The 14,070-nt window shown below is 68.9% G+C and carries 15 protein-coding genes, 1 tRNA gene and 1 pseudogene; 9 read left to right on the top strand and 8 right to left on the bottom strand.

What is annotated here, in order from left to right:
- The first annotated feature begins 59 nt into the window (after positions 1 to 59).
- From E1284_RS20400 to E1284_RS20375, 7 genes and pseudogenes are all read left to right on the top strand, one after another.
- Positions 60 to 132: transfer RNA gene (locus E1284_RS20400), tRNA-Ala, on the top strand.
- A 220-nt stretch (positions 133 to 352) separates the two neighbouring features.
- Positions 353 to 640, top strand: coding sequence for a hypothetical protein (locus E1284_RS20395; protein WP_131941228.1), 288 nt, complete (start codon positions 353 to 355; stop codon positions 638 to 640).
- A 9-nt stretch (positions 641 to 649) separates the two neighbouring features.
- Positions 650 to 955 (top strand): DUF5919 domain-containing protein, encoded by a 306-nt coding sequence (locus E1284_RS44065; protein ID WP_424923495.1) that lies wholly within the window; start codon positions 650 to 652, stop codon positions 953 to 955.
- Between the two features lie 17 nt (positions 956 to 972).
- Entirely contained in the window at positions 973 to 1,785 is an 813-nt protein-coding gene (locus E1284_RS20390; protein WP_131941226.1) for an inositol monophosphatase family protein, read from the top strand.
- A 485-nt stretch (positions 1,786 to 2,270) separates the two neighbouring features.
- Positions 2,271 to 2,420 (top strand): annotated as a pseudogene (locus tag E1284_RS43165) (ATP-binding protein); the annotation flags it as partial.
- A gap of 89 nt (positions 2,421 to 2,509) precedes the next feature.
- Positions 2,510 to 2,902, top strand: a complete 393-nt coding sequence (locus E1284_RS20380) for an HIT family protein (protein ID WP_207923858.1) — start codon at positions 2,510 to 2,512, stop codon at positions 2,900 to 2,902.
- A gap of 306 nt (positions 2,903 to 3,208) precedes the next feature.
- Positions 3,209 to 3,409: a translation initiation factor IF-2 N-terminal domain-containing protein gene (locus tag E1284_RS20375; protein ID WP_131941223.1), complete on the top strand. Its 201-nt coding sequence runs from the start codon at positions 3,209 to 3,211 to the stop codon at positions 3,407 to 3,409.
- A gap of 305 nt (positions 3,410 to 3,714) precedes the next feature.
- On the opposite strand, the gene E1284_RS20370 is transcribed toward E1284_RS20375, so the two are convergent.
- Together E1284_RS20370 and E1284_RS20365 are read right to left on the bottom strand one after the other, a co-directional pair.
- A complete protein-coding gene (locus E1284_RS20370; protein WP_131941221.1) occupies positions 3,715 to 4,563 on the bottom strand; it encodes an NAD(P)H-binding protein in 849 nt (282 codons plus the stop codon).
- Between the two features lie 28 nt (positions 4,564 to 4,591).
- Complete coding sequence (locus E1284_RS20365; protein WP_131941219.1) at positions 4,592 to 4,894, bottom strand: SDR family oxidoreductase; 303 nt, start codon at positions 4,892 to 4,894, stop codon at positions 4,592 to 4,594.
- A 109-nt stretch (positions 4,895 to 5,003) separates the two neighbouring features.
- On the opposite strand from E1284_RS20365, the gene E1284_RS20360 reads away from it, so the two are divergent.
- Both E1284_RS20360 and E1284_RS20355 read left to right on the top strand, forming a co-directional pair.
- Positions 5,004 to 5,846, top strand: a complete 843-nt coding sequence (locus tag E1284_RS20360) for a helix-turn-helix domain-containing protein (protein ID WP_131941217.1) — start codon at positions 5,004 to 5,006, stop codon at positions 5,844 to 5,846.
- Between the two features lie 513 nt (positions 5,847 to 6,359).
- Complete coding sequence (locus E1284_RS20355) at positions 6,360 to 7,040, top strand: DUF8175 domain-containg protein (RefSeq protein WP_481726189.1); 681 nt, start codon at positions 6,360 to 6,362, stop codon at positions 7,038 to 7,040.
- Between the two features lie 36 nt (positions 7,041 to 7,076).
- On the opposite strand, the gene E1284_RS20350 is transcribed toward E1284_RS20355, so the two are convergent.
- From E1284_RS20350 to cydB, 6 genes are all read right to left on the bottom strand, one after another.
- Positions 7,077 to 7,886: a glycoside hydrolase family 16 protein gene (locus E1284_RS20350; protein ID WP_131941213.1), complete on the bottom strand. Its 810-nt coding sequence runs from the start codon at positions 7,884 to 7,886 to the stop codon at positions 7,077 to 7,079.
- A gap of 30 nt (positions 7,887 to 7,916) precedes the next feature.
- Complete coding sequence (locus E1284_RS20345; protein WP_131941211.1) at positions 7,917 to 8,888, bottom strand: glycoside hydrolase 5 family protein; 972 nt, start codon at positions 8,886 to 8,888, stop codon at positions 7,917 to 7,919.
- A gap of 2 nt (positions 8,889 to 8,890) precedes the next feature.
- Complete coding sequence (locus E1284_RS20340) at positions 8,891 to 9,112, bottom strand: hypothetical protein (RefSeq protein ID WP_131941209.1); 222 nt, start codon at positions 9,110 to 9,112, stop codon at positions 8,891 to 8,893.
- 421 nt (positions 9,113 to 9,533) lie between these two features.
- A complete protein-coding gene (gene cydC / locus E1284_RS20335; protein WP_243714617.1) occupies positions 9,534 to 11,267 on the bottom strand; it encodes a thiol reductant ABC exporter subunit CydC in 1,734 nt (577 codons plus the stop codon).
- Between the two features lie 140 nt (positions 11,268 to 11,407).
- Entirely contained in the window at positions 11,408 to 13,057 is a 1,650-nt protein-coding gene (cydD, locus tag E1284_RS20330; RefSeq protein ID WP_131941205.1) for a thiol reductant ABC exporter subunit CydD, read from the bottom strand.
- On the bottom strand, positions 13,054 to 14,070 hold the full coding sequence (gene cydB, locus E1284_RS20325) for a cytochrome d ubiquinol oxidase subunit II (RefSeq protein ID WP_131941203.1): 1,017 nt from the start codon (positions 14,068 to 14,070) through the stop codon (positions 13,054 to 13,056). The genes cydD and cydB overlap by 4 nt, the downstream gene beginning before the upstream one ends.

Below are 14,070 nucleotides of genomic sequence, written 5' to 3'. Positions count from 1 at the left end.
CCGCGACACCGATGCCACGCCCACCCCCGACCCCAGGTAAGCTTTGACCCGCCCAGCAGGGGGCCTTAGCTCAGTTGGTAGAGCACCGGCTTTGCAAGCCGGGTGTCAGGGGTTCGAATCCCCTAGGCTCCACCCACCGAAAAGCCCAGGTCAGAAGCTACGTTCCGACCTGGGCTCTCGTGTCTCACGATCTCTTCTTCCGCTTCCGTGCCCGTCGCGTGCCCGATCGCTTCTTCCCCCTTCGAGTCCCGAACTCACCGGCACCGCCCCAAGCCGCGCCCAACTCCACCGCTGGACGTCCGGCGAACTCAAACGCCTGCCCTAGACAGATCACTGCCGGGTCTTAGAGACGATGTTCCCCGAGTGGACGGCCGACGAGCTGTTCGCCCCCTGCCCGCCTCACGTCCTGGCGGACGAGCCCGCCGCCTACGCGCCCAGCGACGAGCGGGCCGACCTTGAGTCGACCGCCGACCGGGTAGGCCCGAACCCCTACGCCGACGTCACCGCAGTCTTCGCCACCCGCGCCGAGTTCTCTTACGCACACCCGCCACACGCCCTACTCGACGGCGCGAGCAGCATCCGAGCCGCCGGCCTTTCCCTCAACATGCTTTGCCAGCAGTACCCCGACCAACGTCTTTAAGGCGAGGCCATCCGAGCCCGCGAACAGGAAGAGGGCTACACGGACAACCACCTCACCACCCTCACGCGCCTGAACATCGAAGTCCTGACGCGCCTCCGCAAGCGCCTAACGCCCGAGGCCCAAGACCGACTGTCCGTCGCCGTCTACGACGAGACCGTCCGCTTCAACATCACACTCCTCAACAACCAGCTCTGCGCGATGCAGCCCTACCTACCGAACGCCCGCGGAGTCGACTCGCCCACCTTCCTCGCCGAACGCAACCCGACCGGGGCAGGCTTGTACGGAACGTTCGAAGAGATCTTCAACGCGCTATGAGAACGAGGCCGCACCGTATGACCGACGCACCAGCCGCCCTACTACCCGCCGCCCTCAAGGCAGCAGAGATAGCCAGCGACCTAGTGCGCACCCGCGTCCCCGGCCTGCTCACCGCCAAGGGCGACCGCGACATGGCCAGCGAAGTCGACTACGCCGTAGAACGCGCCGTCCGCGACTACCTCAAAAAGCGAACCCCCGACATCCCTGTACTCGGCGAAGAAGAAGGCATCACCGGCGACACCACCGGCGAACTCCTCTGGGCCATCGACCCAGTGGACGGCACCGCCAACTTCGTTCGCAACATCCCGCTCTGCGGTATCTCCATCGGCCTTATCGAACGAGGCCGCCCCGTCGTCGGCGTCATCGACCTGCCGTTCCTGGGCACCCGCTACCACGCGGCCCAGCACGCCGGTGCCCACCTCGGAGACCGCCGCATCCAAGCCAGCATGACCACCGACCTCAAAGACGCCATCGTCGCCATCGGCGACTACGCAGTAGGTGAGAACGCCCAGACCAAGAACCGGCGCCGCATCGCCCTAACCGATCGCTTGGCCGCCAACGTCCAACGAGTCCGGATGTTCGGCTCAGTCGCGATCGATCTCGCGTGGGTCGCTGAAGGCAAACTAGACGCCAGCATCACCCTTTCTAACAAGCCTTGGGATATGGCCGCCGGAGTCGCCATCGCCCGGGAAGCCGGAGCCTTGGTCAGCGACCAGGATGGCACCGACCACACCGTTTCCTCGGTCTCTACCGTCGCAACCACTCCCGCCTTGGCCGACGACATCGCAGCATTGATCAAGTCGACGGACGACACCCGCTCGGACCGCTGATCACGGGACGCACACGCGATCATTGCCGAATTGGGCTGTCTCAGATCAAGGGGCGGCGGCGCTCAGGCCGCTGCGCGGCCCCGCGCCGGGCCGCGCATCGCAACACCTCCGCCCCGTCCGCCAGCCGCCGGCGGTCACCAGGTCGCGCCGCCGCCGAGGACGAGTCAGCGCCGTTGGGTCGAAGCCGTTCGCCAATGAGCACCAAGCCGTGCCCGTGGCCGAGCGCAGTTTCAATTCGTCACGGCACGCAGGGGGCGAGTGGTTCAGCGTGCGCTACTGGGGAACCCCGTGGTTCCCTAGGCCCCTCCTGGACCCGGAGGGCACTCCCGCGCGAATCGGTCTGTCACGTGGTGCGCACCGTTCGCGCGGGAGCACCCTCCGGACCGGTCCGTCCGTCTGCCGCGGTTGTCGAGGATGACCGGCGGTCGGTGGGAGAGCGCGTCCGATATCCCTACTTCACCCCCATGGACGACATGGTCCGCCAACTGCTCACCAGCAACAAAGCCTTCTCCGAGTGGGGCCAGATCTTCGGCGACGAGGTCCTGGCCACCGCCATCCTCGACCGGCTCCTGCACCACTGCGAGGTCATCGCCATCAACGGCCCCAGCTACCGGCTCAAGAACCGCATGGAAGCCGTCGAAGCCCACGTCGCCACCGCCGGCTGAGTGTCCTCCAACGTCCGAAAGCGGCAATATCAACCGTCATGGAGTGCACCTTCTGTGACTTGCTCAAGTCGGACACCGCGCGCTGGGTCACTCGCAAGTCCTCCGTCGCCGCGTTCGCACCGCTATGCCCGCTCGCGCCCGGACACACGCTGGTCATCCCGACAGTTCACTACACCGATATCTTCGAAACGCCGTCCGGAGCGCTTGCCGAGGCCATGGCATTGGTCCAGCACCTGGCCAAGGCCATACGCGTCACCCTCGGTGCCAGCGGCGTGAACATTCTTCATGCCAGCGGGCCCGACTCGGAACAATCGGTTCCGCATCTGCACTTCCATCTGATCCCACGCTGGCCGGACGACGAATTCTCGACCTGGCCCACCGGACGGTCCCGTCATCGCGTCACCGCTGACCCGATCGCGCAGCTGGCCAACGCACTGAAATCACACCAGTAGGCGGCGCGGTCGACGAGGCCCCGACCGCCTCTGCACGTTTACCCGTACTCACCTCTGCACACCAAGGAGTACGCCGACACGGGCGGCCCCGTTCGATGCCCGCCCGCGGCATCATGGCCCACCAGCGGCGCCGGTCTCCGGGCGGACGCGCCGGACCGAGTACCCTGCCACCGCCGCCCTGTCCGCAGTCGCCGGCGGTCGCCGAGTCCGCGCCGCCGACCCATAGCTCGTCGGCGTCCCATGGGGGCCCTCCGCGCGTCATACTCTGGTTCCGGCTGAGCCAATCTATGGACAGGAGCCGATGCGATGACGATGCGTATTTACCAACTCGCAAAGGAACTCGACGTCGAGACCAGGGTCGTCCTGAACACCATGTATGAGCTCGGCCTGTTCATACGCAGTGCGGCATCGTCCATCACACCAGAAGAAGAGAAGCAGATCCGCGAAGAGCTTCACGTGATCCGTGACAAGGGCCAGGGTTCGCGCCGCCGCCTGAGTACCGGCTGACCGCGAGGGCCGCGGTTCCAACACGCCTCCGGCGGGGGCCTCAGACTCCGGGAAGCTCAGCCTGAGCCTTGACGGTCGCCGTGGGTTTGGGGGGCGGAGCCCGAGCTTGCGAGTACTTCGACGAGATCCGGCCGGCCCGTGTGCTGTGGACGATTGCCGCATCAACGTCTGGAACCGCATGGCTGTGGCGCGACCCCGCCGGGGAGGGAGCGCGCCCGTCCAGGCCGGTAGGCAGTGCCGATGCCGGAGACGGCGGCGGAATGCAGGGCGAACTCACGCCGCCGTCGGCCTGGCCTGACCACCGCTCAGCGTAGGGCGTCGACGTTGCGTTCGCACCAGGCTCGGAAGGTCCCCGGAGCGAAGCCTGTGAGGTTCTGGACGTCGTCGGTGACGAACCCGGCGCGCCCGGCGCGGAGAAGGTCGTTCAGACGTTCCCTGAGGTACGCCTGCTCGGGCGGGGTTCCGTTCCGGACCGTGACCTTGGTGAACTCCTGCGGGGTGAGGTCTTCGAATTCGATGGGGCGTCCGGTCACCTCGGCGATGATCTCGACCTGCTCGCGCGAGGTCAGGGCTTCCGGACCGGTGAGGAAGTACCCCTTGCCCTCGTGACCGGCCTCGGTGAGGGTGACCACGGCGACGCGCGCGATGTCCTCAGGGTCGATCACACCGTGCCGGCCCTCGCCGGTCGCGTCGACGACCTTGCCCGCGCGGATGCCGTCGAGCCACCAGAAGGCGTTGCTGGCGAAGGTGTTGGGTCGCAGGTAGGTCACGCCGAGGCCCGATTCGCGCAGGATCCGCTCGCGGGCGGCAAGCGCGGCGCCGATGGGGTTGCTCTCCAGCGGCATCAGACGCGCGCCCACGGACGAGAGCAGGACGATCCTCGGCGCCCTCGTGTGCCGAGCGGCGTCGATCACCGTCTCGGTCTGCTCGGTACCGCCTCCGACCTGCATCAGGAAGATGGCCTCGACGTCCTGCACCGCCTTCGCCACACTCTGCGGGTCGTCGAGATCGCCGAGAGCGCGCTCGATGCCTTCCGGTAGCCCGGCGGCTCGTGCGGGGTCGCGCACCAGGGCCCGGACTTCGTGGCCCTGCTGGTGGAGTTGCCGCGCGACTGGACCGCCGATGTTCCCAGTTGCTCCGATGACGAGGTACATCCGAAACTCCTTCGGTCAGTGGTGTGATTCACCAGGACAGTTCGCCGTGGCGGACCCGGTAGGCGCCGGTCGCGCCGCCGGGTGTCTCGAAGGCGAACGCGATGATGGCGTCGGTCCCGTCTTGGACCGGGTGGCCCTGTCCGCCGCTGAGGTCGGTGGCGGTCATGCCAGGCTCGGCGGCGTTGATGCGCATATGCGCGCTGCCGCGGGCGGCCAGGTACACCCGGTACCCGGCCTCGATTAGTCGCCGGACCGTCTCCAGGCCGATGCCCTTGTTGGCACCGGCACCGGTCACCAACGCGACCGGTGTGTCCGCTGCTTGCATGCTCATCTGGAGATCCCCTTTCTGAGTGCTCGCACCATCAGCCTGCTGTCCGGGCGATCATGCAGAGTGGCCCAGTTCGTCCCCCTTTCAGGCAGCGGCGGGGATAATGGGGGTCGTGCACCAGGCGCCGAACCTGCCGACCCTGCTTCGGGCTTGGCGCGCTCGCCTGCAGCCGGCCGACGTGGGTCTCCCGTTCGGACGGCACTCACGCAGGACGCCCGGTCTGCGCCGCGAAGAGGTCGCCTGGCTCGCGGGCGTCTCAACGGACTACGTCAAACGCCTTGAACAGGGCCGGGCACACCCCAGCGGCGCCGTCCTGCGCGCGCTCTCGCGGACGCTGCGACTGTCGGACGAGGAGTACGAACTCGCATGCCGCCTGGCCGGGCATGCCGTCGAACGCGGCGGCGGACAGGTGCCGCGACACCTCGCCCCCAGCGTGCGGCGCCTGCTCGACCGTCTCAACGACAACCCCATCGCCGTCTTCGACGCGACCTGGACGCTGCTGGAGCGCAATCACCTGTGGGCCGCGCTGACCGGCGACCCGCGCGGGCACGACGGCCGACCGGTGAACATCGTGCGGCTCGCCTTCCAAGGCGGACCGGGACGGGTACGGCATGCCTCCCCGCAGGAATACAGGCAGTCGTTGGTCGCCGACCTGCGCGGTGCCGCGGCACGCTACCCGCGCGACCGCGAACTGGCGGACCTGATCAGTGAGCTGCGCAGATCGAGCCCCGAGTTCGCCCAATTGTGGGCCGGCTCCGCGGTCGCCCACCACGGGAACGAATCAAAGACCGTCGTCCACCCCGAGTTGGGCGAATTCGAACTCGACTGCGACGTTCTGACGGTGCACGGCGCAGACCTGCGTCTTGTCGTCTACACAGCCTCGCCCGGGAGTGACGGAGCCGACAAACTGCGGAGCTTGACCGTTCTCGCCGCCGAAGTCCTCAGCGCAACGTGAAGACCCCACGGCCGGACAGGGCAGCCGTCCAGGCGGTACGTCACCGTGTCCGTGCCATCGACCGCCAAGGGCCGGCGCGGCTTGAGGTGGTTTGTGCACTCCTCCATTGTGAGGTCTGGTTCGGGGAGCGAGGATGATCGGATGTGGTGGTTCATTCTCGGGTTCTTCGTCCTGCTGGCTACTTACGGATTGCTTTTCGACTGGCAGCTGCGTCGGCGGGGACATCGGCTTCGGGGCGGTGCGGCGCTGGCAGGGGAGATGCGCGAGAATCGCCGCGACATGCGTGCGTGGGACAGGGGTTCGCAGGGGAACAGCGGAGCGGACTTGTCCTGGACGGACGAAGCGCGTCGCCGCCGTGATGACCCCGGCCAATGATGGATGCGTGGTGTGTCGTGTCCCGCGCCGTCTGCTACGTGAGTTCACCGGAACCCGTGCGGCGCGGGCGGGGGCGTTCTGTCGGTTGGTGATCTAGAGGGTTAGCATGTCGGACTGCTCGTGTGTCCGGCGCTTGAAATGAGAACCGCAGTGTTCAATAAGGTCTGCCTTCCGGTGGTCGTCGGTCTTCTTGCTCTTGCTGCTGGCGGGTGTCTGGAAGAAAACCGCGAGGCGAGTGCGGGGGCCACGGCGAAGCCGGTGTTATCGGCTACGGGGGCGCCCCGAGGGCGCCAGTGCGCTGCCGGGGACACCCCGAGCATCCCTCATACGGCTCCGAGGCAGATGTACTGGAAGCGCTTCAAGGGTGTTGCGCTGCCATTTTCGCCGTCGGTCGGGCCGCTGTTCGTCGAGGGCGACATAGCGCACTGCTATGCGCACACGCCGCGTGGGGCCCTGTTGGCCGCGGTGCAGATCAGTGTGCGGCTCGACAGGTCGGAGAAGTGGCAGACGATCCTCGAGCAGCAAGTTGTCGCGGGTGAGGGTAAGGCGGCCTACGCGCGGGTGCGGGCCTCCAGCAAGGTTGTGCCGGCTAAGGAGGCTGCACAACTAAGGGGCTTTCGGATCGTCTCCTACACGTCGCGGACTGCGGTGGTCGGGACGGTTTCGCTGGATCCGGTGCGCGGTGGGCGCGTGGCCAGGGATACGACTGTGCAGTGGGACGGCGAATGGAAGCTCGTGCCGACAGCGGATGGCCATTCTGGGTCGGCGCCGCGTGCTGTTGATTCGCTGGCTGGGTATGTCTTTTGGGGTGGATTTTGAGCGTGTGGGTCCGGGGTTGGCCCGGGCCTCGGGTGGTCAGGATCGAGTGCGGCCTACGTAGAGGTTTCGGGCTCGGTAGTAGGTGTCGGTTGTGGGGCCGGGGGTGCCTGAGGAGCCTTCCATTTGCAGGTTGATTATCAGCCACATCGGGTGGCCTGCGAAGCCGGCTCCTCGGTGGCGGCCTACCCAGGTGCCGTCCAGGTAGTAGTGGATGTCGACGTCGGTGCTGTTCACCTTGGTGATCCAGGCGCGGTAGCCGTGCCAGGAACTGGGGGAAGAGACGTTGACGATGGTGTTGGACCATCCGCCGGATGCGTTCCGGTAGGTGTTGAACCAGTTGCGTGCGTCGCCTTTGTATTCGAGGATGTCGCTTTCCGGTGGCCAGGTGTCGGCGCCGGTCAGCCAGAAGGCCGGCCAGGTTCCTCGGGTGGAAGGGGCCTGGAACTCGCCTTTCACCTCCCAGTTGGGGAACTGGTCGTTGACCAGGAGTTGTTGTTTGGCGTGGACGGCACCCGAGTGGTAGCGGATCGGTAGGTGCGGATCTGCTGAGCTGGTGCCTTCGTCCCAGGTGATGCGGGTCGCCTTGAGGGCCAGGACGCCGGGAGTTTCGAGGCACACGTGGTTGTGGTCGGACGGGCTTCCGTACATGCGGGCGCTGCCGTTGTGGTCCGAGCCCCATGGGTAGCGGTAGTTCCACGCTGATTCGAGCGTGGCGTAGTTCGTGAATGAGCCGTCGATCACCGTTTCCCAGGTCGCTGCGGCCGCTGGGCGGAGGCCGCCCAACGCGGCGGCGGCCACGCCGGTTCCGCCGGCTATGAGGAACGTGCGGCGGGTGTGCGATGTCATCGGCGGCCTCCTTGAGGCGACTGCGGGCGGTCAGCCGAGGGGGAGCAGGGTTTCGATGCCGCGGGCGGCCAGGTAGGCGGGGTCTGTGGTGCGGCTCTTGAGGACGATGGCGGGGCGGGTTCCCTCGTCGATGAGCTTCATGAACGGGTCGAAGAGGTCGCCGAAGTCCTTCACCGGGATCATGTCGTCCGGTAGTACGAGGGCTGTGGCGCGGCCGGGTGGTTCCGGCGGGTGCCTGTCGAACTCGGCGATCAGTTCACGGATGGTCCTGCCGATCGGCTTGAGCTTCCGGTCGTTGGTGAAGAGGCCGAGGTCGTATTCGAGGTCGACGTATCCGCTGAGCTTCGGGTTCAGGTCGTGGGAGTCCCACCAGGTGATGCCGAAGAGGTCGCTGCATGAGGTCATCGCGCGGATCGAGCGTTCGGTCCAGGACGGGATGTCGGCGGCGTCCATCCAGACGGTCGAGACGCCGGTTTCCTCGATCCACACTTTGCGCTTCAGGTCGGTGTGGAACGCCTTGATGAGTTCGATGAAGAACTCGGAGTAGTGCGTGGACGATGTTGAAAGGGCGCCGTAGTGCTGGATGACCTGCGTCCATCCCGCCCAGGTGTGGTTGGCGGTCATCGTTCCGGAGGTGGCCAGCCCGTGCCGCGTCCAGTAAGCGTCGTTCTGCCAGGGCCAGTGGTCGATTCCGGATACGTGGATCTTGCCCGGTGCGACCTTCTCGCAGGTGTCGAACAGGGCGGTGTGCCAGGCGTCGCCCTCGGCCTGGGCGGCCTTCATGCCCAGCGGGATCGCGAACCAGTGGATCTCGTTGGACAGGTCGAAGCCCATGAACCTGCGATGCCGCCCGATGCGGGCGGCGATCTGACCGAGAAGCCACTGTTCTCGCTCGATCGCGACAGGGTCGGTGAGCACGTTGCGTACTTGGCCGTTGCCGTTGCCGATGAGGTACGGCGGGACGAACAGGACGCCGCTGACCGCGCCGTTGAAGACGGTCACCTCTACGTCCAGGTACGCCGGTCGGCGAGGTCGAGGAGTTCCTCCAGGCGGTCGAGGAGTTCGCCGCGCACGTAGGTGGCGTTCGGTTGCAGCTCCGACCAGATCAGCATGATGCGGATGTGGTCCATGCCGAGGGACGCGATGTCGTCGAGGTCGGCGGCGATCGACCTGCGGTCCCAGTCCGACCAGGAGAACCACCAGTTCTTGCTCGGGACGTAGTTCACGCCGAACCTGACCCTGCGGCGCCTGAATCGGGAGGGTGGTGGGTGATGTGTGTCAGCACGCGCCGTGGTGGAGCTCAGGAGGGTGGACGCCGCCGCCGTTCCCGCGGTCACGCCGAGAAATCGTCTGCGGTCGATGGCGGAGGACGCGGCGGGGAGCTGGGGCATGAGACGGCCCTTCAGGATTCATCACCGGACTCCGGAGCATAAGGAGATGTCCTTCGCGAGGCCAGGGATCTTTCGTGGTTCCATCGCTCGCGTCCCGGTTCCGGTGAGCGCCAGTACGGCGCCCGCCCTGGTGGCCGCCAGTACGGCGCCGGCTCGGACGATCACCGGTATGGCGCCGGTCCTGGTGATCGGCGGCAGGGGTAGGGCTTTCTGGCGGTGAGTGGCGCCTTGTGCTGCCTGACTGCTTTTAGGCCGATTACTGAACCTTGGCCGGGGTGCGTTCCCGTTCCCAGAGGGAGCGGTACAGGCCGGGACGGGAGACCAAGTCGGCGTGGGTTCCCCGGTCGGCGACGCGGCCCTCGTCCAGGACGATGATCTCGTCGACGGCGTCCAGGCCGGCGAGGCGGTGGGTGACCAGGAGGGTCGTCCGGCCCTCGGTGGCGGCCAGGAGGTCGGCGGTGAGCTCGTCGGCGGTCGCGATGTCGAGGTGCTCGGCGGGCTCGTCCAGCAGCAGGATCGGGAAGTCCGCGAGGAGGGCGCGGGCCAGGGCGATGCGCTGGCGCTGGCCGCCGGAGACCTGCGCGCCGTGCTCGCCGACGTGCGTGTCGAGCCCCTTCGGCAGGGAGTCGACCCAGTCGAGGATGCGGGCGCGGCGCAGCGCGTCCCGGATCTCGTCGTCGGTCGCGGACGGGCGGGCCAGGCGGATGTTCGCCCCGATCGTCGAGTCGAACAGGTGCGCGTCCTGCGCGCACAGGCCGATGACCTCGCGGACGTCGTCCGCCGCCAGGGATCGCAGCCCGACCCCGTTCAGGGACGCCGCACCCGAGACCGGCTCCAGGAACCGCAGGAGGACGGACGTCAGGGTCGTCTTGCCCGAACCGGACGGCCCGACGATCGCGCAGCGGCGGCCCGGCGTCAGTTCCAGGGAGACGCCGTCGAGCGCGTAGGGGGCGGTCGGCGTCCACCGGGCGCGGAGGTTCTCGACCTTGAGCGTGTACGGGGACGCGGGCGGCGGAGCCGGGGCGGCCGGGTCCTGGACGGGCGGCGGCGCGTCCAGGACGGCGAAGATCCGCGCAGCCGACCGCCGCACACGCTGCAGGTACTGGGCGGCCAGGGGCAGCCCGGCGACGACCTCGAACGCGGCCAGCGGAAGCAGGACGATCACCGCGAGCAGCACCCCGTCGAGCGCGCCGGAGCGGACGGCGGGGACCCCGACGGCGAGGCTGCCCCACACCGCGAGGCCGCCGGCGAGGGCGGAGATGGCCGCGCCGAGTCCGGCGGTGGCGGCGGAGCGGGCGGTGGCGCGGGTGAACTCGCGGTCCAGGCGGGCGGCCTCGGCGAGGTGGGCGGGGGCGGCGCCGTAGGCGATGAGTTCCGGTGCGCCCTGGAGGGTGTCGACGACGTGGGAGGTCAGTTCGCCGCGCAGGTCGGTCGTCCGGCGCTCGGCCCGGCGCGCCATGGCGGACGACAGCCAGGGCGCGACGACGCCGGCGACCAGCAGGGCGACCAGCAGGACGGCGCCCGCCGACGGAAGCAGCGCCCACGCGACGCCCACCGATGCACCGCCGACGATGGCGGCGACCGTGCAGGGCAGCAGGACGCGGAGGAAGAGGTCCTGGACGGCGTCGACGTCCGCGACGAGCCGGTTGAGCAGGTCGCCGCCGCGGAATGCGGGCAGCCCCCCGGGCGCGAGCCGCTCCAGCCGCTCGTACACACGCGCCCGCAGGTCGGCCAGGATGCGGAAGGTCGCGTCATGCCCGACGAGGCGCTCGACGTAGCGGAACACCCCCCGTCCGAGCCCGAACGCGCGGACGGCCACGATCGCGACCATCAGCATCAGGACGGGCGGATGCTCCGCCGCCCGGGAGATGAGCCACGCGGAGGTCGCCATGAGCCCGACCCCGCTGCCGAGGGCCAGCACCCCGAACAGCACGGCGAGAACCAGCCGCCCCCGGGCCGGCCGCGCGAACCTGATGAGCCGCAGAATCACGCCCCCGCCCCCACCACGATTGAGGCCCCGCCGCGCTTCTGTGGCAGGAGAGGTTTCACGTGAATCATTGGCGGTCCCGCCGACACTTCCAAGGAAATCACGGCTGGTCATACCGGCACCCCCGCGGGGAGCATTGGCGGTCATGCGGGTACCTCCGCGGGGTTGACCGTGATCACTCGGTCGGCGAGGGTCATCAGGGCCGGACGGTGGGCGACCAGGAGGACGGTGCGGCCGGTCTTCAGGCGTTCGACGGCGTCGATGACGGCGGCTTCGCTCTCGACGTCCAGGTTCGAGGTCGGCTCGTCCAGCAGGAGGAGCGGCGCGTCGCGGAGGAAGGCGCGGGCCAGGGCGAGGCGCTGCCGCTGGCCGGCCGACAGGCCGGCGCCCCGGTCGCCGAGCGGGGTGTCGAACCCGGCGGGCAGCGCCTCGATGAAGTCCAGCGCGTTCGCGGCCTCGGCGGCCGCCCGCACCGACTCCGGCGACGCGGAGGGGCGGCCCAGCAGGATGTTCTCGGCGACCGTCCCGGCGAAGAGGTGCGGACGCTGCGGTACCCAGGCGATCCGGGCGCGCCAGGCGTCCGGCGAGAAGTCGGCGAGGTCGTCCCAGTCGACCAGGACGCGCCCCGAGTCCGGCTGGACGAACCCGAGCAGCACCGACAGCACGGTCGACTTCCCCGCGCCGCTCGGCCCCACCAGGGCGACCGTCTCCCCGGGATGGACGGTCAGTGAGAAGCCGGAGAGCGCCGGCCCCCGGTCGTAGGCGACCGTCACCCCGTCCAGGCGCAGGGTCGCGCGGGCGAGGTCGGGGAGGTCGGTGCGGGTCCCGGTGGCGGGCAGCGGCGTTTCGAGGACCTCGAAGATCCGCGACGCGGCGGTGAGGCCCTCGACGCTCGCGTGGTACTGCGCGCCGACCTGCCGCAGCGGCAGGTACGCCTCCGGCGCCAGGATCAGGACGAGCAGCGCCGTCTCCAGTCCCAGCCCGCCCTCGACCAGCCGCAGCCCGATCGACACGGCGACCAGCGCGACCGACAGGCTCGACAGCAGTTCCAGCACGAGCGCCGACAGGAACGCGATCCGCAGCGTCGACATGGTCGCGCGCCGGTGCCGGTCGGTGACCTCGCGGATCTTGTCCGCCTGCGCCCGCGCCCGGCCGAAGATCTTCAGCGTGGGCAGCCCGGCCACGACGTCCAGGAAGTGGGCGGCGAGGACGGACAGGGTCCGCCACTGCCGGTCCATCTTCCGCTGCGTGGTGAGCCCGACGAGGATCGCGAAGATCGGGATGAGCGGCACCGTCGCCGCGATCGTCACGGCCGACAGCCAGTCGCCGAGCAGGATCCGGAACCCGACGGCCGCCGGGACGATCACCGCGAGGACGAGTTGCGGCAGGTAGCGGGAGAAGTAGTCGTCGAGCGCGTCGATCCCGCGGGTGGCGAGGGTGGCGAGCTCGCCGCTGCGCTCGCCGGACAGCCAGCGCGGGCCGAGCCCCAGCGCGCGGGCGAGGAGCCGCCCGCGCAGCTGGGACTTCACCGCGGCCGACGAGCGGTGCGCCGCGACCTCCTGCAGCCAGGCGACCAGCGTGCGTGCCAGGACGACGGCCAGCAGGAGCAGCAGCGGCGTGCGCAGGTCGGCGAGCGAGGCGCCGCCGAGGAACGCCCGCGCGAGCATGTCGGCGAGCAGCGTGGCCTGCGCGATGATCAGCCCGGCGGTGGCGGTGCCGAGCGCCACGGACGACAGCAGGAAGACCCGTGTCGTCCGGGCGTAGGTCAGCAGCCGCGGGTCGAGGGGTTTCACGGCACCGGCTCGGGCTTCTTCGCGGCCGGGATGTGGGCCGTGCTGATCCGCTTCCGGAACACCCAGTACGTCCACCCCTGGTAGATCATCACGATCGGGGTGAACACCGCCGCGACCCACGTCATGATCTTCAGTGTGTAGGCCGTGGAGGCGGCGTTCACCGTGGTCAGGCCGCCGGAGCCGAGCGTGGACGGCATGACGTCCGGGAACAGCGCGGTGAACAGGGTCGCGACGGCGAGCACGATCGCGGCGCCGGTGCCGATGAACGCCCAGCCCTCGCGTCCGGCCCGGTTGGCGGCGGCGGCGAGCAGCAGCCCGGCGGCGGCGCCGAGCGCGGTCAGCCAGGTCACCGGCTTGCCGTGCTGCAGCTGCGTGATCAGCAGGAACGCGCCGCCGGCGGCGATGGCGGCGATCACCGCGACCTCCGCGACGCGCCGCGCCTGGTACCGGATCGTGCCGGACGTCTTCAGCGCGACGAACACCGCCCCGTGCAGGACGAACAGGATCGTCGTGGTGAGCCCGCCGAGCAGCGCGTACGGGTTGAGCAGGTCGAAGAACGTCCCGACGTACTCGTGCGAGGGGTCCAGCGGCACGCCGCGGACGATGTTCGCGAACGCGACGCCCCACAGGAACGCGGGCACCAGGCTGCCCCAGAAGATCGCCTTGTCCCAGCGGGCCCGCCACCGCGGCTCGTCCCGCTTGCCGCGGAACTCGAACGCGACGCCGCGGATGATCAGCGCGAGCAGGATCAGCAGCAGCGGCAGGTAGAAGCCGCTGAACAGGGTGGCGTACCACTCGGGGAACGCGGCGAACGTGGCGGCGCCGGCGACGATGAACCAGACCTCGTTGCCGTCCCAGACGGGCCCGATGGTGTTGATCAGGACCCGGCGCTCGACGTCGCCGCGGCCGAGCACGGGCAGCAGCATGCCGACGCCGAAGTCGAACCCCTCCAGGAAGAAGTAGCTCGTCCACAGGAAGGCGATGATGATGAACCAGACAGTGGTGAGTTCCAT

This window comes from Actinomadura bangladeshensis, from assembly GCF_004348335.1.
Classification (GTDB): Bacteria; Actinomycetota; Actinomycetes; order Streptosporangiales; family Streptosporangiaceae; genus Spirillospora; species Spirillospora bangladeshensis.
This window is presented reverse-complemented; position numbering and strand designations above follow the sequence as displayed.